An 18,444-nucleotide genomic window follows, 5' to 3' on the forward strand; every position below is an offset into this window, starting at 1 on the left:
GTCCGCTGAGAGTAAAGCCAGCACAGGTCCCCATCGTCTAGAGGCCTAGGACATCACCCTTTCACGGTGAGTACAGGGGTTCGAATCCCCTTGGGGACGCCAGGATTTAGTTGTAAAGTAAGAGTGCAGTGCTGAATGGGCCTGACAAGTCAGGCTTTTTTTGTTTCTGCCATATTGCTGCAGTGCCGGGTCAGGATGCAAAGCAGCGCATTCAGGACAGATTTCTGTCCCCATCGTCTAGAGGCCTAGGACATCACCCTTTCACGGTGAGTACAGGGGTTCGAATCCCCTTGGGGACGCCAGATTCGCAAGTAGTAACAGGTCGGGATGCAAAGCAGCGCATCCAGGACAGATTTTCTGTCCCCATCGTCTAGAGGCCTAGGACATCACCCTTTCACGGTGAGTACAGGGGTTCGAATCCCCTTGGGGACGCCAGACCGGCTGAATCAGCCAACAAAAAAGCCGCCTGGTAACAGCGCGGCTTTTTTGTTATGGGTCGCCATGCCCACGTTTTTCTCTTTCCGTTCAATATGCCACTTCCTACCGATCGCGCACCATCCCTGGCCATCTTCTGCAAAGTCGTCGACAACTACGGCGATATCGGCATTTGCTGGCGCCTGGCGCGGCAGTTGAGCGGCGAGCATGCCGTGGCCGTCACCCTGTGGGTCGATGATTTGCCGAGTTTCCGGCGCATCTGCCCGGAAATCGACGTGGCGGCCGAAGCGCAGCACGTCTCCGGCGTCACGGTGCGCCATTGGCGCGGCCAGGATGGCGCGTTCGTGCCCGGCGATGTGGCCGACATCGTCATCGAATTCTTTGCCTGCGACATTCCGCCCGGCTATATCAGTGCCATGGCGCAGTGCGCGCCGCATCCCGTGTGGCTGAACCTGGAAGGCTTGACGGCGGAAGAGTGGGTCGAGGGCTGCCACGCGCTGACGTCGCCGCGCCACGGCATGATCAAGCATTTCTTCTTTCCCGGCTTCACGAACAAGACGGGCGGCTTGCTGCGCGAAGCGGCGCTGGATGAGCGGCGGCTGGCGTTCCAGGCCGATGCACCCGCCATGGCGGCATTCCTGGGGCAATTCGGCGTGACGGCGGCGGAAATGCGCGCCTTGAAAATATCGCTGTTCTGCTACCCGTCCGCGCCCGTCGCCGAGCTGTTTGCGGCCTGGCAGGCAGGGAGCGAACCCATGACGTGCCTGGTGCCGGAAGGCGTCGCGATCGATGCCGTTCAGTCATTTATCGGCGACGATGCGGCGGTATCTGGTGCGGCGCGCACGCGCGGCGCGCTCACCGTGCGCGTGCTGCCTTTCGTGCCGCAAGACGATTACGACCGCCTGCTGTGGGCCTGCGACGTCAATTTCGTGCGCGGCGAGGATTCCTTCGTGCGCGCGCAATGGGCCGGCCAGCCGTTTCTCTGGCATATCTATCTGCAGGATGAAAACTTGCATCACGTGAAATTGCGCGCCTTCCTGCAGCGCTATGCGGCCGATGCGGATGGCGCCATCGACAGCCTGGTGCAGGCGGCGCTGGCCTGGAATGGCGCCAGCGCGGACACCTTGCCGTGGTCGCAGCTGTGGCCCGCATTGCAGGCCGATCTGCCGCGCATCAGGGTGCGCGCGCAGGACTGGCAGCGGGAGATGCAGGCTAATGGCGATCTGGCAAGTAAGCTGCTGGCGTTCGCTGGCGCGACGAGATAGGCGCTTGCTCAAAATTAAGGTAAAATGCCCGGTTATTTCTAACGTATTTTTAACCGATCAAACGCAAGCTTGCGGCGCTGATGGCGCACAGGCGGCAGATGGTCTTCATGCAACCCACTTTTTACGTACATTCCTATGAAACCCGCAAAAGAAATTCGTGTTGGCAATATCATCATGGTCGACAGCAAGCCAATGATCGTGTTGCGTTCTGATGTCAACGGTTCGAGCCGCACGGGCTTCACCTACAAATGGAAGATGAAAAATCTTCTGACGAACACCCCGATGGAAAACGTGTTCCGCGGCGACGACAAGTTCGACGTTGTTGTTCTGGATAAAAAGCCAGTGACGTATTCGTACTTCGCCGACCCGCTGTTCGTTTTCATGGACACCGAGTACAACCAGTACGAAATCGAAGAAGAAAACCTGGGCGAAGCGCTGAACTACCTGAAAGATGGCATGGAATGCGAAGCCATTTTCTACGACGGCAAAGCGATCTCCGTTGAACTGCCGACGACCATCGCCCGTCAAGTGGTGTACTCGGAGCCAGCGGTCAAGGGCAACACGTCGGGCAACGTCCTGAAAGAAGCCAAGATCGAAAACGCTATCGACGCGCACCGCCACACCGTGCAAGTGCCGCTGTTCGTGGCACAGGACGACGTCATCGAAATCGACACCCGTACCAACGAATACAAGCGTGTCGTACGCAACTGATAGATCGTTGCACTGCGCCGCTCGCATGGCCCGGCATATGCCGGCCTGGCTTGCTCCAGTGCTGGATGATCAAAAAACGCTGCCTTCGGGCAGCGTTTTTTTTGCTTAAAAAATAATTCCCTTCAACAACAATTGTGTTGCAGGGACTGCTATGCTATGGCTAGAACATTATTGCGGTAGAAACATTGAAGTTTCCTGGAGATAGCATGCAGCGCAGTCAGATGTTACGCAGTGGCGCGTCCCGGGGCGTGGCGCGTCCCGTGCTGGCCCGTGCCTCGGCGCCCGCCAGCCCCATGGCCCATCTGCTCGATGCCGGCGTCTTGCCGCAACAGCAAATGATGCAGGCAGGCAAACTCAGCTCCCATGCGCTGACGTCGCAGTACCTGGGGCGCATCCGCTCGCTGTGCAGCATCGGCACGCGGACCTATCCCGGCATTGAAATCAATCCCGATGCGTTGAAAATTGCCCTGGAAATGGACCGCGAGCGGCAGGTCCACAAGGTGCGCGGCCCCTTGCATGGCATTCCCGTCGTCTTGCGCGACAATATCGCCACGGGCGACCGCATGAAGACGCGCACGCAAGCCCCCCTGGCCACGCAGGCCAGCTGCGATTCCTTTGTGGCGGCGCGCTTGCGCGCGGCCGGCGCCGTCATCATCGGCAAAAGCAATTTGCGTCAGTGGGCTGCCGTCAGCGTGCCGCATGCCACTGCCAGCTGGGCCGGGCTGACCATCCTGGCCGTCGACAGCGCCGCGGACGGTTCCATCGTCGCGCCTGCTTCAGACTGCGGCCTGGTCGCCATCAAGCCCACGGGCAGGGCCGCTGGCGGGCAGGGCGGCGAGCCAGCCATGGCCGGGCCGATGGCCCCCAGCGTGCGCGAGGCGGCCTGGCTGCTCGCCGCCCTGACGGGCGAGCGCCTGGCCGATGGCGTGGTGCTCGATGCCGCCGGCTTGCATGGGCGCCGCATCGGCGTGGCGCGCAGCCTGTTCGGCCTGTGCGCGGGGACCGATGCCGTGATCGGGCAGGCGCTGCTGGTACTGCGCGACCAGGGCGCGGAACTGATCGAGATGCCGCCCGCGCCCGGGCCTGGCGGCATCGAAGCATTGCTGGGTTCGCATGGGCTCGATGCGCTGGTGGGGCCTACCTGTCATGGCGTATCGCAGGCGCCGGCGGCCTTGCCGCATATCACGGTGCCGGCCGGCGTGGCCGGTGGCTCGCCGGTCGGCTTGTCCTTCATCGGTCCGGCCCACGGCGACATGCAGCTCATTGCGATGGCCTATGCGTATGAGCAGGCGACTTTGCACCGGCGCACGCCCGCGCTGCCGGCGAGCATCACCCTGGCGCTGCGCCAGCCATGAATTTTCTTTTCGTTTTCTTTCGATAAACTATGCTTGCAACCTTGCTGCTGAGTGCGGCCGTGACCGCCACCCCGACTCCTTTTGACGCCGCGCAATTGTCTGGCAGCTGGTCCGACAGCGTCAATACGAACAGTGTTTGCGAAGAGGCGCGGCACTTTACGCGCATGCAGCTGTCTGACGATCATCAGCGGCTGGCGATCTTCAACGACCGGACGTGGAAAAGCAAGCTGGGTGAAACCAACCGCTTTGCCGCGACGGTCGTAGCGGAAACGGAGCACAGCCTGACGTTACGCTATGACAATGAAACCCGCCTCAATGCCGCTGGCAAGCTGGTGGAATGGCAATTGATCATCGTCGCGCCCGGCGTGTACCGCTGGCGCGAGACGGGCTGGCCGGAAGGCAAGGTCAACGGGGTCGTCGGTATCCGCTGTTCTCCCTGAGACGGTGCGCAAGCATGCCATTCTGCTATGCTGCCGGCATTACATGATGCTTTTAGGAGATTGCATGTCCGCACGTTTGCTGTTCCCCCTGTTCCTCGGTGCCGCCGTGGCGCTGGCCGCGCTGCCGGCGCACGCGCGTACGCCGAGGCTGTCGCTGATCGAGCAGGCGCAAAGCTGCGACGGCGGCCACACCTGCCCGTATTTCCCCGACGTCTACAAGGCGGACTACGCGTTTCGCAAGGCCTTCAATGTGGGCTTGAAAAAAGCTGGCCTGAAGCGGCAGCGTTGGGTGCCGGATGGCGTGGCCAGCCCGCTCAAGCCCGTCGAGATCGACGGCAAGGCGCGCCTGCTGAGCAGTGTCTGCGAACCGCACAATTGCGGCCACCGCTACTCCATCCTGTACGACCCGGCCGAGCGCAGCATGACGGGCGTGTATATGGGCAGCGATGGCAAGGGCGGCTTGCGCACCGTTTACTTCGGCGAACCCAGCATCGCCGAAGCCGACCTGTTGTTCAAGAACTGATGCACGCGCCACTGCGCATTTCCAGCGAACGCGGCGAGCTGGACGTGGCCATGATCCACCGCTACCTGAGCGAGCAATCGTACTGGAAGCGCGGCGTGGCGATCGAAACGGTGCGCAAGGGCATCGCCAACGCGCTGTGTTTCGGCGGCTATGTGGATGGCCAGCAAGTGGCGTTCGCCAGGGTCATCACCGATTACACGGATTTTGCCTACCTGCGCGACGTGTTTGTGCTGCCGCCATACCAGGGGCGCGGCTATGGCAAGCAGATCGTGGCCGCCGCGCTCGGCGATGCGCGTGTGCGCGATGTCGTCTGGATGCTGGGGACCGATGACGCGCACGGCCTGTATGCCAGCTTTGGTTTTGCGCCGCTGGAGGCGCCACACAAGTATATGCGTCGTCCTGCAGCGTGAGAATTATCAAAACAACCTTTAGGTGTCAAGAGAACTATTAACATTATTGTACGCAATAATGTTGCATTGATAATGACATCATGTCATTATGCGCGCTCTGCAGCTTACGCAGCGGTGCGTTGCTGGTGCTGTGCTTTGCCGTCGCTACCTGGCGGGGCAAAGGTGGTGAGCGGTCCGATTGGTCGTCCCTGGCACGTTTTCTCGTCACTTTAAAGGAATACATCATGAAACAATATGGCGCCGAATTTCTCGGCACGTTCTGGCTGGTCCTGGGCGGTTGCGGCAGCGCCGTGCTGGCCGCTGCCTTTCCCGGCCTTGGCATCGGCTTTGCCGGCGTAGCGCTGGCCTTTGGCCTGACGGTGCTGACCATGGCTTACGCCATCGGCCACATCTCCGGCTGCCACCTGAATCCTGCCGTCTCGATCGGCCTGTGGGCCGGCGGCCGTTTTCCCGCCAATCAACTGTTGCCATACATCATTGCGCAAGTGCTGGGCGCCATCGTGGCCGGAGGCGTGCTGTACGTGATCGCCAGCGGCCAGGCCGGTTTCGATGTCAGCAAGGGCTTTGCCTCGAACGGCTTTGGCGCCCATTCGCCGGGCGGCTATTCGATGCTGTCGGCGCTGGTCATTGAAATCGTGCTGACGATGTTCTTCCTGATCGTCATCCTGGGCGCCACCGACAAGCGCGCGCCGGCCGGCTTCGCCCCGCTGCCGATCGGCCTGGCGCTGACCCTGATCCACCTGATCAGCATTCCCGTCACCAATACCTCCGTCAATCCGGCCCGCAGCACAGGCGTGGCCCTGTACGTGGGCGACTGGGCGACGAGCCAGCTGTGGCTGTTCTGGCTGGCACCGATTATCGGCGCCTTGCTGGGCGCGCTGGCCTACCGCTTGATTGCGGGCGAAAAAGAGTAGGCTTCAACATGTAAAAAAGCAGCCCGCGGGCTGCTTTTTTCATTTAATCGGCGCCGCGCCACTCGCTCAGGTAATGTTGCGGCGTGCGGCCCAGGATGCGGCGGAACATGGCGCTGAAGGCGCTGGGGCTGGCGTAGCCCAGCGCATAGGCGATGGCCGCCACGCCTTCACCCCGGTCCAGGCGGCAGAAGGCCTCGGCCAGGTGGACTTGCTGCAGCCATTGGCGGTAGTGCAAGCCCGTTTCCTTGGGGAATAAACGGATCAGGGTGCGTGCGCTGGCGCCCGCGTCCTGCGCCCAATCCTCGATGCTGCGCCGACTGCCGGGCGCGCTCATGATGGCCGAGCAGACGGCCACCAGGCGGCGGTCGCGCGGCCAGGGGATGGCAAGGGGGACGGTATCGGCCCCCGCCAATTCCGACAGGATCAGGTGCGCCAGCCAGTCGCCGCGTCCCGCCAGCGCATATTCGATCGGTTCGGCCAGCAAGGCCAGGATCAGCTCGCGCAACAGCCGGCTCACTTCCAGTACCTTGCAATCGGCGCCATATTGGGCCGCTACCTGCGCATCGATGTACACGGTGCGCATGCTCAGTTCGCTCAAGATGTGAACTTCATGCACGACGCCCACGGGGATCAGCAGGGCGCGCCGCGGCGGCAAGATCCACACGCCGTGTCCGGTGGAGACGCGCATCACGCCTTCCGTCGCATACAGCAGTTGCGCCCGCACATGGCTGTGCGGCGCCGTGTAGTCGCCCGCCACGTATTGCCTGGACATGGCCGTCACGGGGCGCGGCACGTGCTGGTAATCGTGTGAGCTGGTGCTTCGGCTGAACGGCACGCCATCGGGGTGGGTCTGGGCGGGGTGGTGGGTGTACATGTGCGTCGTTGGATTGTCACCTGATTGTCACTTAGTTGTCACTTGGGCGACGATTATTGGAAGTTGTCAGTTCAGTGACCATACTATACTGGCTTCTTTGCCGGGCCGCCCGCCGTGCCCGATTATTGCGGATGACACATGCACACAACCACACCTGCCCCAGCACTGGCCAAGCCCGTGCCGGCGGCTCCCTCGCTTCACAGTTCCCAACAACAATCCGGTCTGGCCATGCACATCCTGGGCGCCGTCGCCTTCGTGCATTTGCTTAATGACTTGATCCAGGCATTATTGCCGTCGATTTATCCGATGCTGAAAGCCGAGTTTTCACTCAGTTTTACCCAGGTCGGCCTTATAACCCTGACGTTCCAGTGCACGGCATCGTTGCTGCAACCCTGGATCGGCTTGTACACGGACCGCCGTCCTCTGCCATTCTTGTTGCCCGTCGGTATGTGCTTTACCCTGGCGGGCGTGCTGATGCTGTCCATCGTCTCGACTTTCCCGACCCTGCTGATCGCCTCGGGCCTGATCGGCGTCGGCTCGTCGACCTTCCACCCGGAAGCGTCGCGCGTGGCCCGCATGGCGTCGGGCGGGCGCTACGGCTTTGCCCAGTCGCTGTTCCAGGTGGGCGGCAACGTCGGCTCCGCCCTGGGCCCGCTGCTGGCGGCGGCCGTCATCGTGAACCGTGGCCACGGTAATGTCGCCTGGTTCAGCCTGCTCGCCGTGCTGGCCATCGGCGTGCTGTACAAGGTCAGCCACTGGTATAGCGGCCACCTGGCCAGCTTCAAGCCGAAGGCGGGCGGCCATGGACCTAACTTGTCGCGCAACAAGGTGATGGGTGCGCTGGGCGTGCTGGCCCTGCTGGTGTTTTCCAAATACATCTACATGGCCAGCCTGTCGAGCTACTACACCTTTTACCTGATCGACAAGTTCCACCTGTCGCTCGGCGATGCCCAGCTGTACCTGTTCCTGTTCCTCGCCGCCGTGGCGGCCGGCACTTTCATGGGCGGCCCCATCGGCGACCGCATCGGCCGCAAGCGCGTGATCTGGATTTCCATCCTGGGCGCCGCGCCATTTACCCTGCTGCTGCCATATGTCGACCTGTTCTGGACGGCTGTATTGACGGTGATCATCGGTTTCGTGATTTCATCCGCGTTTTCCGCCATCGTCGTCTTCGCGCAGGAACTGGTGCCGGGCAAGGTGGGCATGATCGCGGGGATCTTCTTTGGCCTGATGTTTGGCGTGTCGGGGATCGCGGCCGCGGCGATGGGCCACCTGGCCGACGTGTCGGGCATCGCCTATGTGTATAAAATTTGCTCCTACCTGCCGCTGCTGGGCATATTGACGGTGCTGCTGCCGCATATCGAGCAGGCGAAAAAGTAGGCCAGCGTCGCGGGAGGGCTTGACGGCCCGCCCGCGCGCATGCGATATTCTCTTCATGAACTCTTTCATCCTCCATCCAGTCCTTGCATACCGCGCCGCCGCTGCGCTGTGTCCGTGTACCTGGCTTCGCGAGGATGCGGCCCGGCGCCGTTAAACTTTTTACTCCTCATTCCGATGGCCACAGTGTTGAAAAACCTGTGGCCATTTTCTTTTTCCGCAACGCGCATGAAAGTCCCGCATGACACTTCATTTGTACGACACGTATAGCCGCAGCCTGCGGCCCTTCGAGACCATCGTTCCTGGCCATGCCGGCCTGTACGCCTGCGGCCCCACCGTCTACGATTACGCGCACATCGGCAACCTGCGCACCTATCTGTTCGTCGACGGCTTGCGCCGCGCGCTTGAATTCAACGGCTTGCAGGTGCGCCACGTGATGAATATCACTGACGTGGGCCATTTGACGTCGGATGCGGACAGCGGCGACGACAAGATCGAGGCGCGCAGCGCCCGCAGCGGCAAGTCGGCCTGGGATATCGCCGCCGAATTCACCCACGCGTTCGAGGGCGATCTGCGCGCGCTGAATATCCTGCCGCCCACCGTCTGGTGCCGCGCCACGGACCACATCGCGGAGCAGATCGCATTCATCCTCGACCTGGAAGCGAAGGGCTATACCTATCGCACGGACGACGGCATCTATTTCGACACGACGCGCCAGGACAGCTATGGAAAACTGGCGCGCCTGAACCGCGACGGCCTGCAGGCGGGGAAGAGGGTGGACCTGGGCGAGAAGCGCGACATCTGCGATTTCGCGCTGTGGAAGTTCAGCGGCGTGCCGGGCCAGCGGCAGATGGAGTGGGACAGCCCCTGGGGCTTGGGTTTCCCCGGCTGGCATATCGAGTGCTCGGCCATGGCGGAAAAACACCTGGGCGCGTATTTCGACATCCATTGCGGCGGCGAAGACCACGTGGCCGTCCACCACAGCAACGAGATCGCGCAAACGGAAGCGCGCCACGGCACGCGCCTGGCCAATTTCTGGCTGCATGGCGCGTTCCTCAAGACCCAGGATGCGAAGATGTCGAAATCCTCGGGCGACTTCTTGCGTTTGCAAAGCCTGGTGGAGCAGGGCGTCGATCCGCTGGCCTACCGCTACCTGTGCCTGGGCGCCCATTACCGCAGCAGCCTCAATTTCACGGACGATGCGCTGCGCGCCGCCGCCAGCGGCCTGGCGCGCCTGCGCGTGGCCGTGCATGGCCTGGGTGCTGCGGAAGGCGAGGCCGATCCTGCATGGCATGAGCGTTTCATGAGCTGCGTCAACGATGACCTGAACTACCCGCGCGCGCTGGCCGTGGCCTGGGAGCTGCTGAAAAGCGGGCTGCCGGACGCCGTCAAAAAGGCCACCATGGCCCGCTTCGATGCGGCCCTGGGGCTCGATCTGCTGGCCTGGCAGCCGGCGCAGGTGGCAGTGCCGCAGCAGGTGCAGGCGTGGATGGCGGAACGGGCCATCGCCCGCGCGCAGCGCCAGTGGGCCGAGGCGGACCGCTTGCGCGACCTGGCGCGCGCGGCCGGTTATGACATCGACGATACGCCGCAGGGGCAACAGGCGCGGCCTTTGTGAAGATGTCCTGCATAATGGCCGCCTGATGAAACTGGAGATGCCGTGAAGCGTCGTTTGCTGTTATTGAGTTGCTGTCTTTTCTTTTCGTCCGCGCAGGCGTCCAGCGAGTGCCCCGGTTTTCCCGCGCTGGCTACATCGAGCGAGGCGCTGCTGGCGCAAGTGCGCGCGCTGCCGCCCGCCGCTATCGACCGCGAACGGCAGGCGTGCGCGCCGGCGACCGTCATCGATTTCGCCTACAGCGGCGGAGTGCTGTGCAGTTTTGGCGGGGAAGTGGATGCGGCGACATCCGCCGTCACGCGCCTGGGCGATGGCGGCGAACTGGTCGAGTACCTGTATCTGTTCCCGTATGCGCCGGCCTCACATGCGCGTTTGCTGGCGCTGCTGGCCGCGCGGTTTGCGCCTGTCGACAAGGCGGCCTGGCCGGCCTTTTTGAAGACCGCAAGGCCAGGCAAGGAAACCACGGCCCTGTTCACACATGACGGTTTTTATATCTCGCTGGGCAAGCCCACCGAAGGCGATCCTGCCGCATGGTACTCGAATGTGATCTTTGAAAAGATGGACAAGCCGGCGCTGGGCGTGCGCAAGGTGTGCAGGGAGGGGAGCGATGGCTGAAGCGGATGCCTTTCCGGCGGCGCTGGCCGGTACTGTGGCGCGGCTATTGCCTGCGCTGGGGAGCAGCCGGGCACACCCGCCATTTGCCGTATGCCAGGATGGCGAGGCCTTGCTGATCCCGACGCGCACGTATTACGAGCGCCAGCGATTGCTGGCCTGTACCCGGCTGCCCGGCGACGCGGGCGTGATCGCCCTGTGCCTGGGCACGCGCCACCACGATGGCCATCTGCGCGAAGCGTGTTTAAAACAGCTGTTGCAGCAGGAGCGGGCGTGGACGGTGCCGTTCGTCGTGCACCTGTGCGGCGAATACGTGCTGGAGATCGTCGAGGCAATTGGCGCGCTGCTGCCGGCCTGGAATGCGCAGGCGCTGGCGCGCTACCTGCGGGAAAATCCCGCGTATGTGGCCACCCTGGAGCGGCGCGCCGTCAGCTACTGGAACTGCTACTACCGCAGGCGCTACCCCGTGTGGAAAGACTATCCGGGACGCAGGGCCATGGCGTCCCTGCGTGCATTGCAGCAGCTTACGCCTCGATAAAGCGCATCTTGAAGCTGCGGCCCTTGATGTTGCCGAAGTCGCGGCCCAGGGTATTGCCCGCGTTCAGGCGCTTGAAGGCCGCTTCTGCCACCTTGCGGTCCAGCGCCACGTAGGTCATGAACTCGAACACGTTGATCTTGCCCACCTGTTCCTTGGTGAGGCCAGCGTCGCCCGTCAGCGCGCCCAGCAAGTCGCCCGGGCGCAGCTTGTCCTTCTTGCCGCCCATGATGCACAGGGTGACCATCGGCGCCGGCAGCGCCTCCATCCCGTCATCCTCGGCCAGTTCCTTCAGGTCGTGCCATTCGGCGGCGCTGTTCTGGTACTGCTCGATCAGCTTGACCCATTTTTTCTCGTTCGGCGCGCACAGCGACAGGGCCAGGCCCTTCTTGCTGCCGCGGCCAGTGCGGCCGATGCGGTGGATGTGCACTTCCGTGTCTTTCGAGACGTCGACGTTGATCACGGCGCCCAGGTCGGAAATATCGAGGCCGCGCGCAGCCACGTCGGTGGCGACCAGCACGGAGCAGCTGCGGTTGGCGAACAGCACCAGGATTTCATCGCGCTCGCACTGTTCCAGCTCGCCGTACAGTGCCAGCGCGGAAAAGCCTTGCTGGCGCAGTTCTTCGGCCAGTTCGCGGCAATGCACCTTGGTGTTGCAGAAGGCCAGGGTCGATTCCGGCTTGAAGTGTTTCAACAGCTTGCCGACGGCGCCATTGCGCTCGTCGAAGCCGATTTCATAGAAGCGCTGCTCGATCTTGTCGTTGTCGTGCTGCGCCTCGACCGTCACTTCCAGCGGATTGACGAGGAACGAGGCCGTGGCGCGGCGGATGTCTTCCGGATACGTGGCCGAGAACAGCAGGGTCTGGCGGCGCACCGGGCAGGCGCTGACGATGCCGGCGATTTCCTCGTAAAAGCCCATGTCCGTCATGCGGTCCGCTTCATCGAGCACGAGGGTCTGCACGTGATTCAGGTTGATGGTGCCGCGGCCCAGATGGTCGCGCAGACGGCCCGGCGTGCCGACGACGATATGGGCGCCGTGTTCCAGCGAAGCGATTTGCGGACGCATCGGCGCGCCGCCCGTCAGGGTCAGGATCTTGATGTTGCCAGCCGCGCGGGCCAGGCGGCGCAGCTCATTGGCCACCTGGTCGGCCAGTTCGCGCGTGGGGCACAGCACCAGTCCCTGCACGGCAAACCAGGCCGGATTGAGCTTGTGCAGGATGCCGATGCCGAAGGCGGCGGTCTTGCCGCTGCCCGTCTTGGCCTGGGCGATCAGATCGCGGCCGTCGAGCACCGCCGGCAGGCTTTGCGCCTGGATGGTGGTCATCTCGTGGTAGCCGAGCGAGTCCAGGTTGGCCAGGAATGCGGGCGTCAGCGGCAGGCTGGCAAAGGAAGTGGTGGTGTCAGTGGTGGTGTTCATAGGGGCGGAGCCGGTAAAAAGCGGGTGGATGGGCACAGTCTACAGGCGTTCTACGCCCTTGTGCGGATGGTGGTGTGGAAGCTGGCGGCAAACGGCCGCCCGCGTGTGGTATTAATTGTCGGGCGCCCAGATGGGCAAGCCGGTGAGATCCAGGCCGGCGTCGCGCGTCCACACGGGCAGGCCCGTGGCGTCGGTCGGCTCCAGCAATTCGAGCTGCACTTGCTTCAGCGCCACCTTGCGCGGGCGGGCGCGGCGCTGTGGCTCCGGCGCCGGCTCTGGCGCATCGTGCGCTGGCGGCGGGCCGAAACCGGGCAAGTCGATGGTGGCGTTGTCTTTTTTATCTCTCATTTGATAACCTCTGTCCCTGGCCTGCGAAGGCCAAGGGGCGGGCAGCATGCTGTCCGCCTATGTCCATACGCTTTAACTTCATCCACAAAACAAAAGCCCGGCTACAGGAGTCGGGCTCATTGTGAATATCATCGGCAGGAAAAGCAGACCTGTGGATTAAAGTGCGGCACGCAGTGTATCACAGGCGTGCCGCATTGTGGGATGCGCTGTTGTCCTGTCAGCGGAAGCTCAGGGCGCCCGTCAAGTCGCCTGGCGGCAGCGCGCCGCGTGACGCAAAGGCGTCATTGCGCACTTTCAGGCCTTCGAGCAGCGGCAAGTCGTGCAGGCGCGTGATCAGGCGCAGGATCGACGTGGTGTCGTAGAAACTGTGGTCGACGGCGCCTTTCTTCGCGTATGGCGAGACGACGATGGCGGGAATACGCGTGCCAGGACCCCAGCGGTCGCCTTTCGGCGGCGCCACGTGATCCCACCAGCCGCCGTTTTCATCGAACGTGATCACCACGATCATGTCTTTCCACTGCGGCGACTCCTTCAGATGCTGGATGACGTTGGCCACGTGCTGGTCGCCCGACTCGATGTCCGAATAGCCCGCGTGCAGGTTCAGGTTACCCTGCGGCTTGTAGAAGGTCACGGCCGGCAGCTTGCCCGCCACGGCGGCGGCGAGGAATTTGTTCGAGATCGGGCTGTCGCCCGTGCCGCCGTCGCGCAGGTGCTCGGCGCGCGCGGCGGTGCCGGGTGCGAACTGCTTGAAGTAGTTCAGCGGCTGGTGGTGGAACTGGAAATTCGGCTTGCTGCCGCCGCCCTTGTGGTCGAGCGCCGCTTGCCAGCCGCCGCCATACCAGGCCCAGCTGACGCCCTTGCGCGACAGCAGGTCGCCGATGGTGTCGTAGGTTTGCGGCGGCAGGGTATTCGCGTCGGCCGGATCGGCGTGCAGCGGGTCGCCGTCGAAGGCGGGGCGGATATAGCTGGGCTGGTATGGCGGCGCCATGGTGTTGACGGCATAGCCGTCCGGCGTGAGGGCGCCGTCGTTGACGTATTTCGGCTTGCCATCGAGCGCGGAGGCGGGGCAGTCGGGCGAGATCGCCAGACGCACGCCTTGCGGGCCGTCGGACAGCACGGCGATCTTTTTCTTTGCCGCCGTCTCGGCCGCGTTGAAGTATTCGTTGGCCCGGCCCGTGACGAGGAACTGGTGGTTCATGTAGGAGCCGCCGAAGGCCGCCATGAAGAAGTTGTCGCACAGTGTGTACTGTTCGGCGATCTGCCACAGGTTCAGGTTTTTCGACGTTTCGCCGTAATGGCCCATCACCAAACCGCCGCTATCGGCCCACGCGGCAAAGCCGTCGTTCTTGCCGCCGTTGATCTGCATCTGGTTGTTATAGAAGCGGTGTACGAGGTCGCGCGTGATAATGCTCTCGGGCAGGGGCTTGCCGGCCGCGTCGCTCAATTTGTAGGGGGCGTTCGGCAGGCCGGAAATCTGGTCTTCCTTGATCAGGTAATCGATGCCGCCGATATTTTGCTGGTTCGGCACCAGGCCGCCCCAGATTTTCGGCAGGGTAGCCAGCGGCTTGCCGTCGCGGTCCAGCTGCTGCGCCTGTTCGGCCGTGACGGCGGACAGGGGGGCGCTGGTGCCGGGGAAGTTGGCGAACAGGTTGTTGAAGCTGCGGTTTTCCAGGTAGATCACGACCACGTTCTTGACGTGCGCCTTGAGTTTCGCGTCGAGCGAACCTTTGGCGATGGTCTTTCTGGCTGGCGCGGCGTCGGCCAATGCCGGCAGGCTGGCGGCCAGGCCGACTGCGGAAGCAGCCTGGAAAATGCGCCGGCGCGAGGGATTGGCGGGTTGGTCGGCCGGATCGGCTGGCAGGGCGGGGGCGAGGTCCTTCACACATTCTCCTTGGGTGTCTCTATGGGCACGGGCGTTGGCGGCAATCGCCGGCAACGCCCGTGAAGCGGGAAAATTGTATCACCGGCTCCGCGCCCCTGTGAACTATTCAGCCGCTCTTAGAACTGATAACGCACCTTCAGCGACACCTTGCGCGCCGGGCCATACATGCCCGAGTACCACCAGTCCGACACGGAAGCGGTGTACTGCTTGTCGAACAGGTTGGCCACGTTCACGGTGGCAGAGAGCTTGTCGCTGACGTCGTAGCGCGCCATCAGGCTGGCCACCGAGTACGCCTTCTGTTCCCAGTGCAGGGTACTGTTGATCTGCCACGCGTCGATGTCGGAATACACGCGGCTTTGCCAGTTCATGCCGCCGCCGATGGTCAGGCGATTCAGCTCGCCGGGCAGGCGGTACGTGGTCCACAGTTTCACCAGGTGGCGCGGGAAGGTGGTCTGGATCGCCTTGCCCTCCGCATTTTCCGTCTGGCTGTACGACCAGGACGCCGCCACATTCCAGTTTGGCGTGAGGGCGCCCGTCGCTTCCAGGTCGATGCCCTTGGTATCTGCGCCCTTGATGGTGCGGAACGCCGGATCGTTGGAGCCGGGCAGGGTGTGGCCCGGGTCCGTTTCAGCCAGGTTTTTCTGGCGGATCAGATACAGCGCGGCGGACGTGTTCAGGCGGCCATCGAACCAGCCGCTCTTGACGCCCGCTTCATAGGTCTTGCCTTCGCGCGGCGCCAGCAGCTTGCCGTAGCGGTCTTGCGAGGCTTGCGGCTGGTAGATGGTGGAGTAGCTGGCGTAGGCGCTGTGCGTGGCGTCGATGTCGTATACCAGGCCGCCGTATGGCGTGAAGACGCTGCTGTCCGATGCCGGGGATGCGCTGAAAAATTGCGCCTCAGGCGCGTCCGAGATGTAATTTTCGTTGTAGCGCAGTACTTTTGCGCCGGCGATCAGTTTCAGGCGCTCGGAGAGGCTGAGGCGGCTGGCCGCGTAGGCGCTGGCCTGGCGGCGCGTGCTGTCATAGGTGACGAAGGTATTGCCAAACACGGGCGTTGCCATGCGATTCCAGCGGTACAGGTTGACGGGCGCGCCCTGGATGTCCTTGTCGCGGCGGCCATCCGTCGTGCTTTGGAATTCGTTGTAGTCCATGCCCAGCACCAGTTCGTGCTGGCGGCCGAACGCGTTGAACGGTCCGCGCACATTGACGTCCACGCTGTTGACCTGCAACTGGTAGTCGCGGTAGTCGGCGCTCATGCGCAGGCCATCGCCCGTGGCCTGGTCTGCAAAGGCGGTACTCACGTTCATGAACACGGAGCGCTCTTCCTGCGAAGACTGTACGCGGTTGGCCGAGATTTTCAGCTTCCAGTCGTTTGCCAGCGCGTGTTCCAGGGTGGCGAAGAGGTCGGTCGAATTGGTGCCGAAGCGATTCGACTTGGCCGCCGGGCTGAAGGAGCGGGGCAGCTTGGTCATCGCGCCATTGCTGTAGAACAGGGGGAAGCCCAGGTAGGACAAGGATCCGTTCGAGCGCTTGCGCTGGTGCGTGATGCCGGCCGTCAGCTTCGTATCGGCGGACAGGTCCGCTTCGATCACGCCATACACCACTTTCTTGTCGCGGCTGTAGCCGTCGATGATGCCGTCGCCTTCCTCGTACAGTGTCACCAGGCGGCCGCGCACGGTGCGTGCCTCGTTCAGCGGACCCGCGATGTCGGCCATGGCGCGCCGTTCATCGTAGGAACCCAGCTCGCCCTCGACGGACGCCTGGAATTGCGCCGTTGGCTTCTTGCGCACCATGTTGATGGCGCCCGAGGCGTCGCCCGCGCCCGTCATCAGGCCCGAGGCGCCGCGCAGTACTTCGATGCGGTCGTACAGCGCCATGTCGGCCAGGCTTTGCGACGGTATCGCATTGAGGCCCAGGTTTTCCGAATGCGTGCTGACGCCATCGAGCTGGTAGTTGGTAATCGCATAGCCGCGCGAAGTAAAGCCGGAGCGTTCGCTGCCCAGCGAGAACAGGGTGATGCCCGGCGTTTGCGCCATGACTTGCGCGATGGTGTTCAGGCCCTGGTCCTGCATGCGCTGCTGCGTGATGACGCTGACCGACTGCGGCGTTTCCCGGATCGACAGGCCCAGTGGCGTGGCCGTGGCGATCGGCAGGGGGGAGACATACGCGCCCGAGCCTTCGGTGGCGTCCTGCTGCGCCTTGACTGACACTTCCGGCATCATCGACAGCGCTTCGCCGCCCGCCGCGGCATCGGCCGGACGCAGGACAAAGCTGCCGTTGGCGCTGCGCTCGGCCTTCAGGCCCGTGCCGCGCAGCACGCCGTTCAGGGCGGCCAGCACGTCGTGGCGGCCGCTCAAGCCTGCGGACGTCTTGCCGCGCGTCTGTTCCGGCGTAAAACTGAGGATGACCCTGGACTGGCTGGCGACCTGGCGCAGCGCCGCCGCCAGGTCGCCGGCCGGTACCTGGAAATCCTGGATGTTCTGGCTGGCCGCTGGCGCTGCCGCGCTTTCCTGCGCCATGGCTGGCGCCCGGGTGTTCAGCAGCAGGGCCGAACCGATGAAGACGAGTTGGATGGCATACGCCATGCGCTTGATGCGCGGCTTGGAATGAATGGCAGGAGACATGGTTACCTTGTGGTGTAGTCGTCAAAAAGAACGTTGCCTACACAGGTCACGCGAGAATCGAAAGCGGGTACTTTTTTTCGTTGGCGTCAAAATAAATATTCAACGCTGCTGGCGCGCCTCGACCTGCACCCAGTAGCGCGTGCGCAGGCGGATATCGACGGGCAGGGAGTCGGGCAGCGACAGCAGCACGGCGTCCAGGTCGGCCAGCGGGAAGACGCCGGAAATGCGCAGGCCGGCGACGGCATCGTCGCAGCCCAGCAAGCCGTGGCGGTAGCGGCTCAGTTCATGCAGGAAGTCGCGCAGCGGCATGGCGTCGGCCAGCAGCAAGCCCTGGCGCCAGGCCCAGATGTCGGGCGAGACGGCGTGCGCGGGCAAGAGCTGCCGCGCCGTCATGCCGCCGCCCTGGCCTGCACGGATGAGCAGATTGCCATCGCCATGGCGCGGCATCAGCCGGACGGCGCCTTCCTCGACAGACACCAGAGTGCTGCCGCCGGCCTGGCGCACCGAGTAGCGCGTGCCCAGCGCCTGTGCCCGGCCATGCGCGGTTTCGACGAGGAAGGGGCGATAGGGCATGCCCGTTTCGCGGGCGGTGGCGATGAAGACTTCGCCCTGCACCAGTTGCAGCAGGCGCTGCGTGCCGCTAAAGCGGATATTCACGGCGCTGCCGCTGTTCAGGTGCAAACGGCTGCCGTCGGGCAGGGTCAGCTCGCGGCGCTCACCCACGCCCGTGGACAGGTCGGCCAGCGCGGCGCGGGCCATGTCGGGTGCATATTCCGAGCGCGCGCCGAACCAGCCCGTAAGGCCGATGGCCGATACCCACGCCAGCAGTTGCAGGCTGTTGCGGCGCGAGATCGGCGAGGCGAGGCGGGAGCGCTGTGTCAGCGCCTTGCGGCTGGCCTGCGCATCGAGTTCGCGCAAGCCGCCGCTGACGCTTTCGATGTGTTTCCACGCCCGCTCATGGTCGGGATGCGCCTGGCGCCACTGCTGCCAGGCCGTTTTTTCCGCCGGCGTGGTTGCGCCGCTCATCAGGGTGGCCAGCCATTCGGCCGCCTGCATGGCGATCGCCAGGTCGATGGGCTGGCCCTGTGCGTAGACGGTGGCGCCGCGCAT

The 18,444-nt window shown here is 63.6% G+C and carries 17 protein-coding genes and 3 tRNA genes; 14 read left to right on the forward strand and 6 right to left on the reverse strand.

The genetic code is table 11. The annotated features are described in order from the left end of the window. Nucleotides 1-26: 26 nt before the first annotated feature. The 10 genes from O3297_RS02245 (at nt 27) to aqpZ (ending at nt 6,053) form a co-directional block, all read left to right on the forward strand. A tRNA-Glu gene (locus O3297_RS02245) sits at nt 27-102 on the forward strand. Nucleotides 103-226: 124 nt separating this feature from the next. Beyond that, nucleotides 227-302: transfer RNA gene (locus O3297_RS02250), tRNA-Glu, on the forward strand. A gap of 57 nt (nt 303-359) precedes the next feature. Then, nucleotides 360-435, forward strand: a tRNA-Glu gene (locus O3297_RS02255). A gap of 95 nt (nt 436-530) precedes the next feature. Beyond that, nucleotides 531-1,700 carry an elongation factor P maturation arginine rhamnosyltransferase EarP gene (earP, locus tag O3297_RS02260; protein ID WP_305047628.1) on the forward strand — a complete coding sequence of 390 codons (1,170 nt, stop codon included), beginning with the start codon at nt 531-533 and terminating at the stop codon, nt 1,698-1,700. Nucleotides 1,701-1,835: 135 nt separating this feature from the next. Beyond that, nucleotides 1,836-2,411 (forward strand): elongation factor P, encoded by a 576-nt coding sequence (locus O3297_RS02265; protein ID WP_034758247.1) that lies wholly within the window; start codon nt 1,836-1,838, stop codon nt 2,409-2,411. A gap of 206 nt (nt 2,412-2,617) precedes the next feature. Then, nucleotides 2,618-3,766, forward strand: coding sequence for an amidase family protein (locus O3297_RS02270; RefSeq protein WP_305047629.1), 1,149 nt, complete (start codon nt 2,618-2,620; stop codon nt 3,764-3,766). A gap of 29 nt (nt 3,767-3,795) precedes the next feature. Continuing rightward, nucleotides 3,796-4,206, forward strand: coding sequence for a hypothetical protein (locus O3297_RS02275; RefSeq protein ID WP_034778064.1), 411 nt, complete (start codon nt 3,796-3,798; stop codon nt 4,204-4,206). A 64-nt stretch (nt 4,207-4,270) separates the two neighbouring features. After that, nucleotides 4,271-4,729, forward strand: a complete 459-nt coding sequence (locus tag O3297_RS02280) for an Ivy family c-type lysozyme inhibitor (RefSeq protein WP_167468645.1) — start codon at nt 4,271-4,273, stop codon at nt 4,727-4,729. Next, the gene (locus O3297_RS02285) at nt 4,729-5,139 is read left to right on the forward strand and encodes a GNAT family N-acetyltransferase (protein ID WP_070253439.1); all 411 of its coding nucleotides are present in this window, start codon (nt 4,729-4,731) and stop codon (nt 5,137-5,139) included. The genes O3297_RS02280 and O3297_RS02285 overlap by 1 nt, the downstream gene beginning before the upstream one ends. 224 nt (nt 5,140-5,363) lie before the next feature. After that, the gene (gene aqpZ, locus O3297_RS02290; RefSeq protein ID WP_034778070.1) at nt 5,364-6,053 is read left to right on the forward strand and encodes an aquaporin Z; all 690 of its coding nucleotides are present in this window, start codon (nt 5,364-5,366) and stop codon (nt 6,051-6,053) included. A gap of 43 nt (nt 6,054-6,096) precedes the next feature. On the opposite strand, the gene O3297_RS02295 is transcribed toward aqpZ, so the two are convergent. Continuing rightward, nucleotides 6,097-6,927, reverse strand: coding sequence for a helix-turn-helix domain-containing protein (locus O3297_RS02295; RefSeq protein WP_052139850.1), 831 nt, complete (start codon nt 6,925-6,927; stop codon nt 6,097-6,099). Nucleotides 6,928-7,065: 138 nt separating this feature from the next. On the opposite strand from O3297_RS02295, the gene O3297_RS02300 reads away from it, so the two are divergent. The 4 genes from O3297_RS02300 to O3297_RS02315 all read left to right on the forward strand — a co-directional run bounded on the left by O3297_RS02300 (nt 7,066) and on the right by O3297_RS02315 (nt 11,069). Beyond that, on the forward strand, nt 7,066-8,307 hold the full coding sequence (locus O3297_RS02300; protein WP_080753177.1) for an MFS transporter: 1,242 nt from the start codon (nt 7,066-7,068) through the stop codon (nt 8,305-8,307). 238 nt (nt 8,308-8,545) lie between these two features. Next, on the forward strand, nt 8,546-9,922 hold the full coding sequence (gene cysS, locus O3297_RS02305; RefSeq protein ID WP_305047630.1) for a cysteine--tRNA ligase: 1,377 nt from the start codon (nt 8,546-8,548) through the stop codon (nt 9,920-9,922). Between the two features lie 42 nt (nt 9,923-9,964). Next, nucleotides 9,965-10,534, forward strand: a complete 570-nt coding sequence (locus O3297_RS02310; RefSeq protein ID WP_305047631.1) for a hypothetical protein — start codon at nt 9,965-9,967, stop codon at nt 10,532-10,534. Next, the gene (locus O3297_RS02315; RefSeq protein WP_305047632.1) at nt 10,527-11,069 is read left to right on the forward strand and encodes a hypothetical protein; all 543 of its coding nucleotides are present in this window, start codon (nt 10,527-10,529) and stop codon (nt 11,067-11,069) included. The genes O3297_RS02310 and O3297_RS02315 overlap by 8 nt, the downstream gene beginning before the upstream one ends. Here O3297_RS02315 and dbpA read toward each other — a convergent pair. From dbpA to O3297_RS02340, 5 genes are all read right to left on the reverse strand, one after another. Then, complete coding sequence (gene dbpA, locus O3297_RS02320) at nt 11,056-12,483, reverse strand: ATP-dependent RNA helicase DbpA (RefSeq protein WP_305047633.1); 1,428 nt, start codon at nt 12,481-12,483, stop codon at nt 11,056-11,058. The two genes, O3297_RS02315 and dbpA, sit on opposite strands and share 14 nt — an antisense overlap. 111 nt (nt 12,484-12,594) lie before the next feature. Next, the gene (locus O3297_RS02325; protein ID WP_034778081.1) at nt 12,595-12,831 is read right to left on the reverse strand and encodes a hypothetical protein; all 237 of its coding nucleotides are present in this window, start codon (nt 12,829-12,831) and stop codon (nt 12,595-12,597) included. Between the two features lie 217 nt (nt 12,832-13,048). Beyond that, on the reverse strand, nt 13,049-14,713 hold the full coding sequence (locus O3297_RS02330; RefSeq protein ID WP_070253446.1) for an acid phosphatase: 1,665 nt from the start codon (nt 14,711-14,713) through the stop codon (nt 13,049-13,051). Nucleotides 14,714-14,829: 116 nt separating this feature from the next. Continuing rightward, nucleotides 14,830-17,334, reverse strand: coding sequence for a TonB-dependent receptor (locus O3297_RS02335; RefSeq protein WP_305047634.1), 2,505 nt, complete (start codon nt 17,332-17,334; stop codon nt 14,830-14,832). A 99-nt stretch (nt 17,335-17,433) separates the two neighbouring features. Beyond that, nucleotides 17,434-18,444: a FecR domain-containing protein gene (locus O3297_RS02340; RefSeq protein ID WP_305047635.1), complete on the reverse strand. Its 1,011-nt coding sequence runs from the start codon at nt 18,442-18,444 to the stop codon at nt 17,434-17,436.

Origin of the sequence: Janthinobacterium sp. SUN128 (genome assembly GCF_030587275.1) — a bacterium.
In the GTDB taxonomy this organism is placed as follows: Bacteria; Pseudomonadota; Gammaproteobacteria; order Burkholderiales; family Burkholderiaceae_D; genus Janthinobacterium; species Janthinobacterium lividum.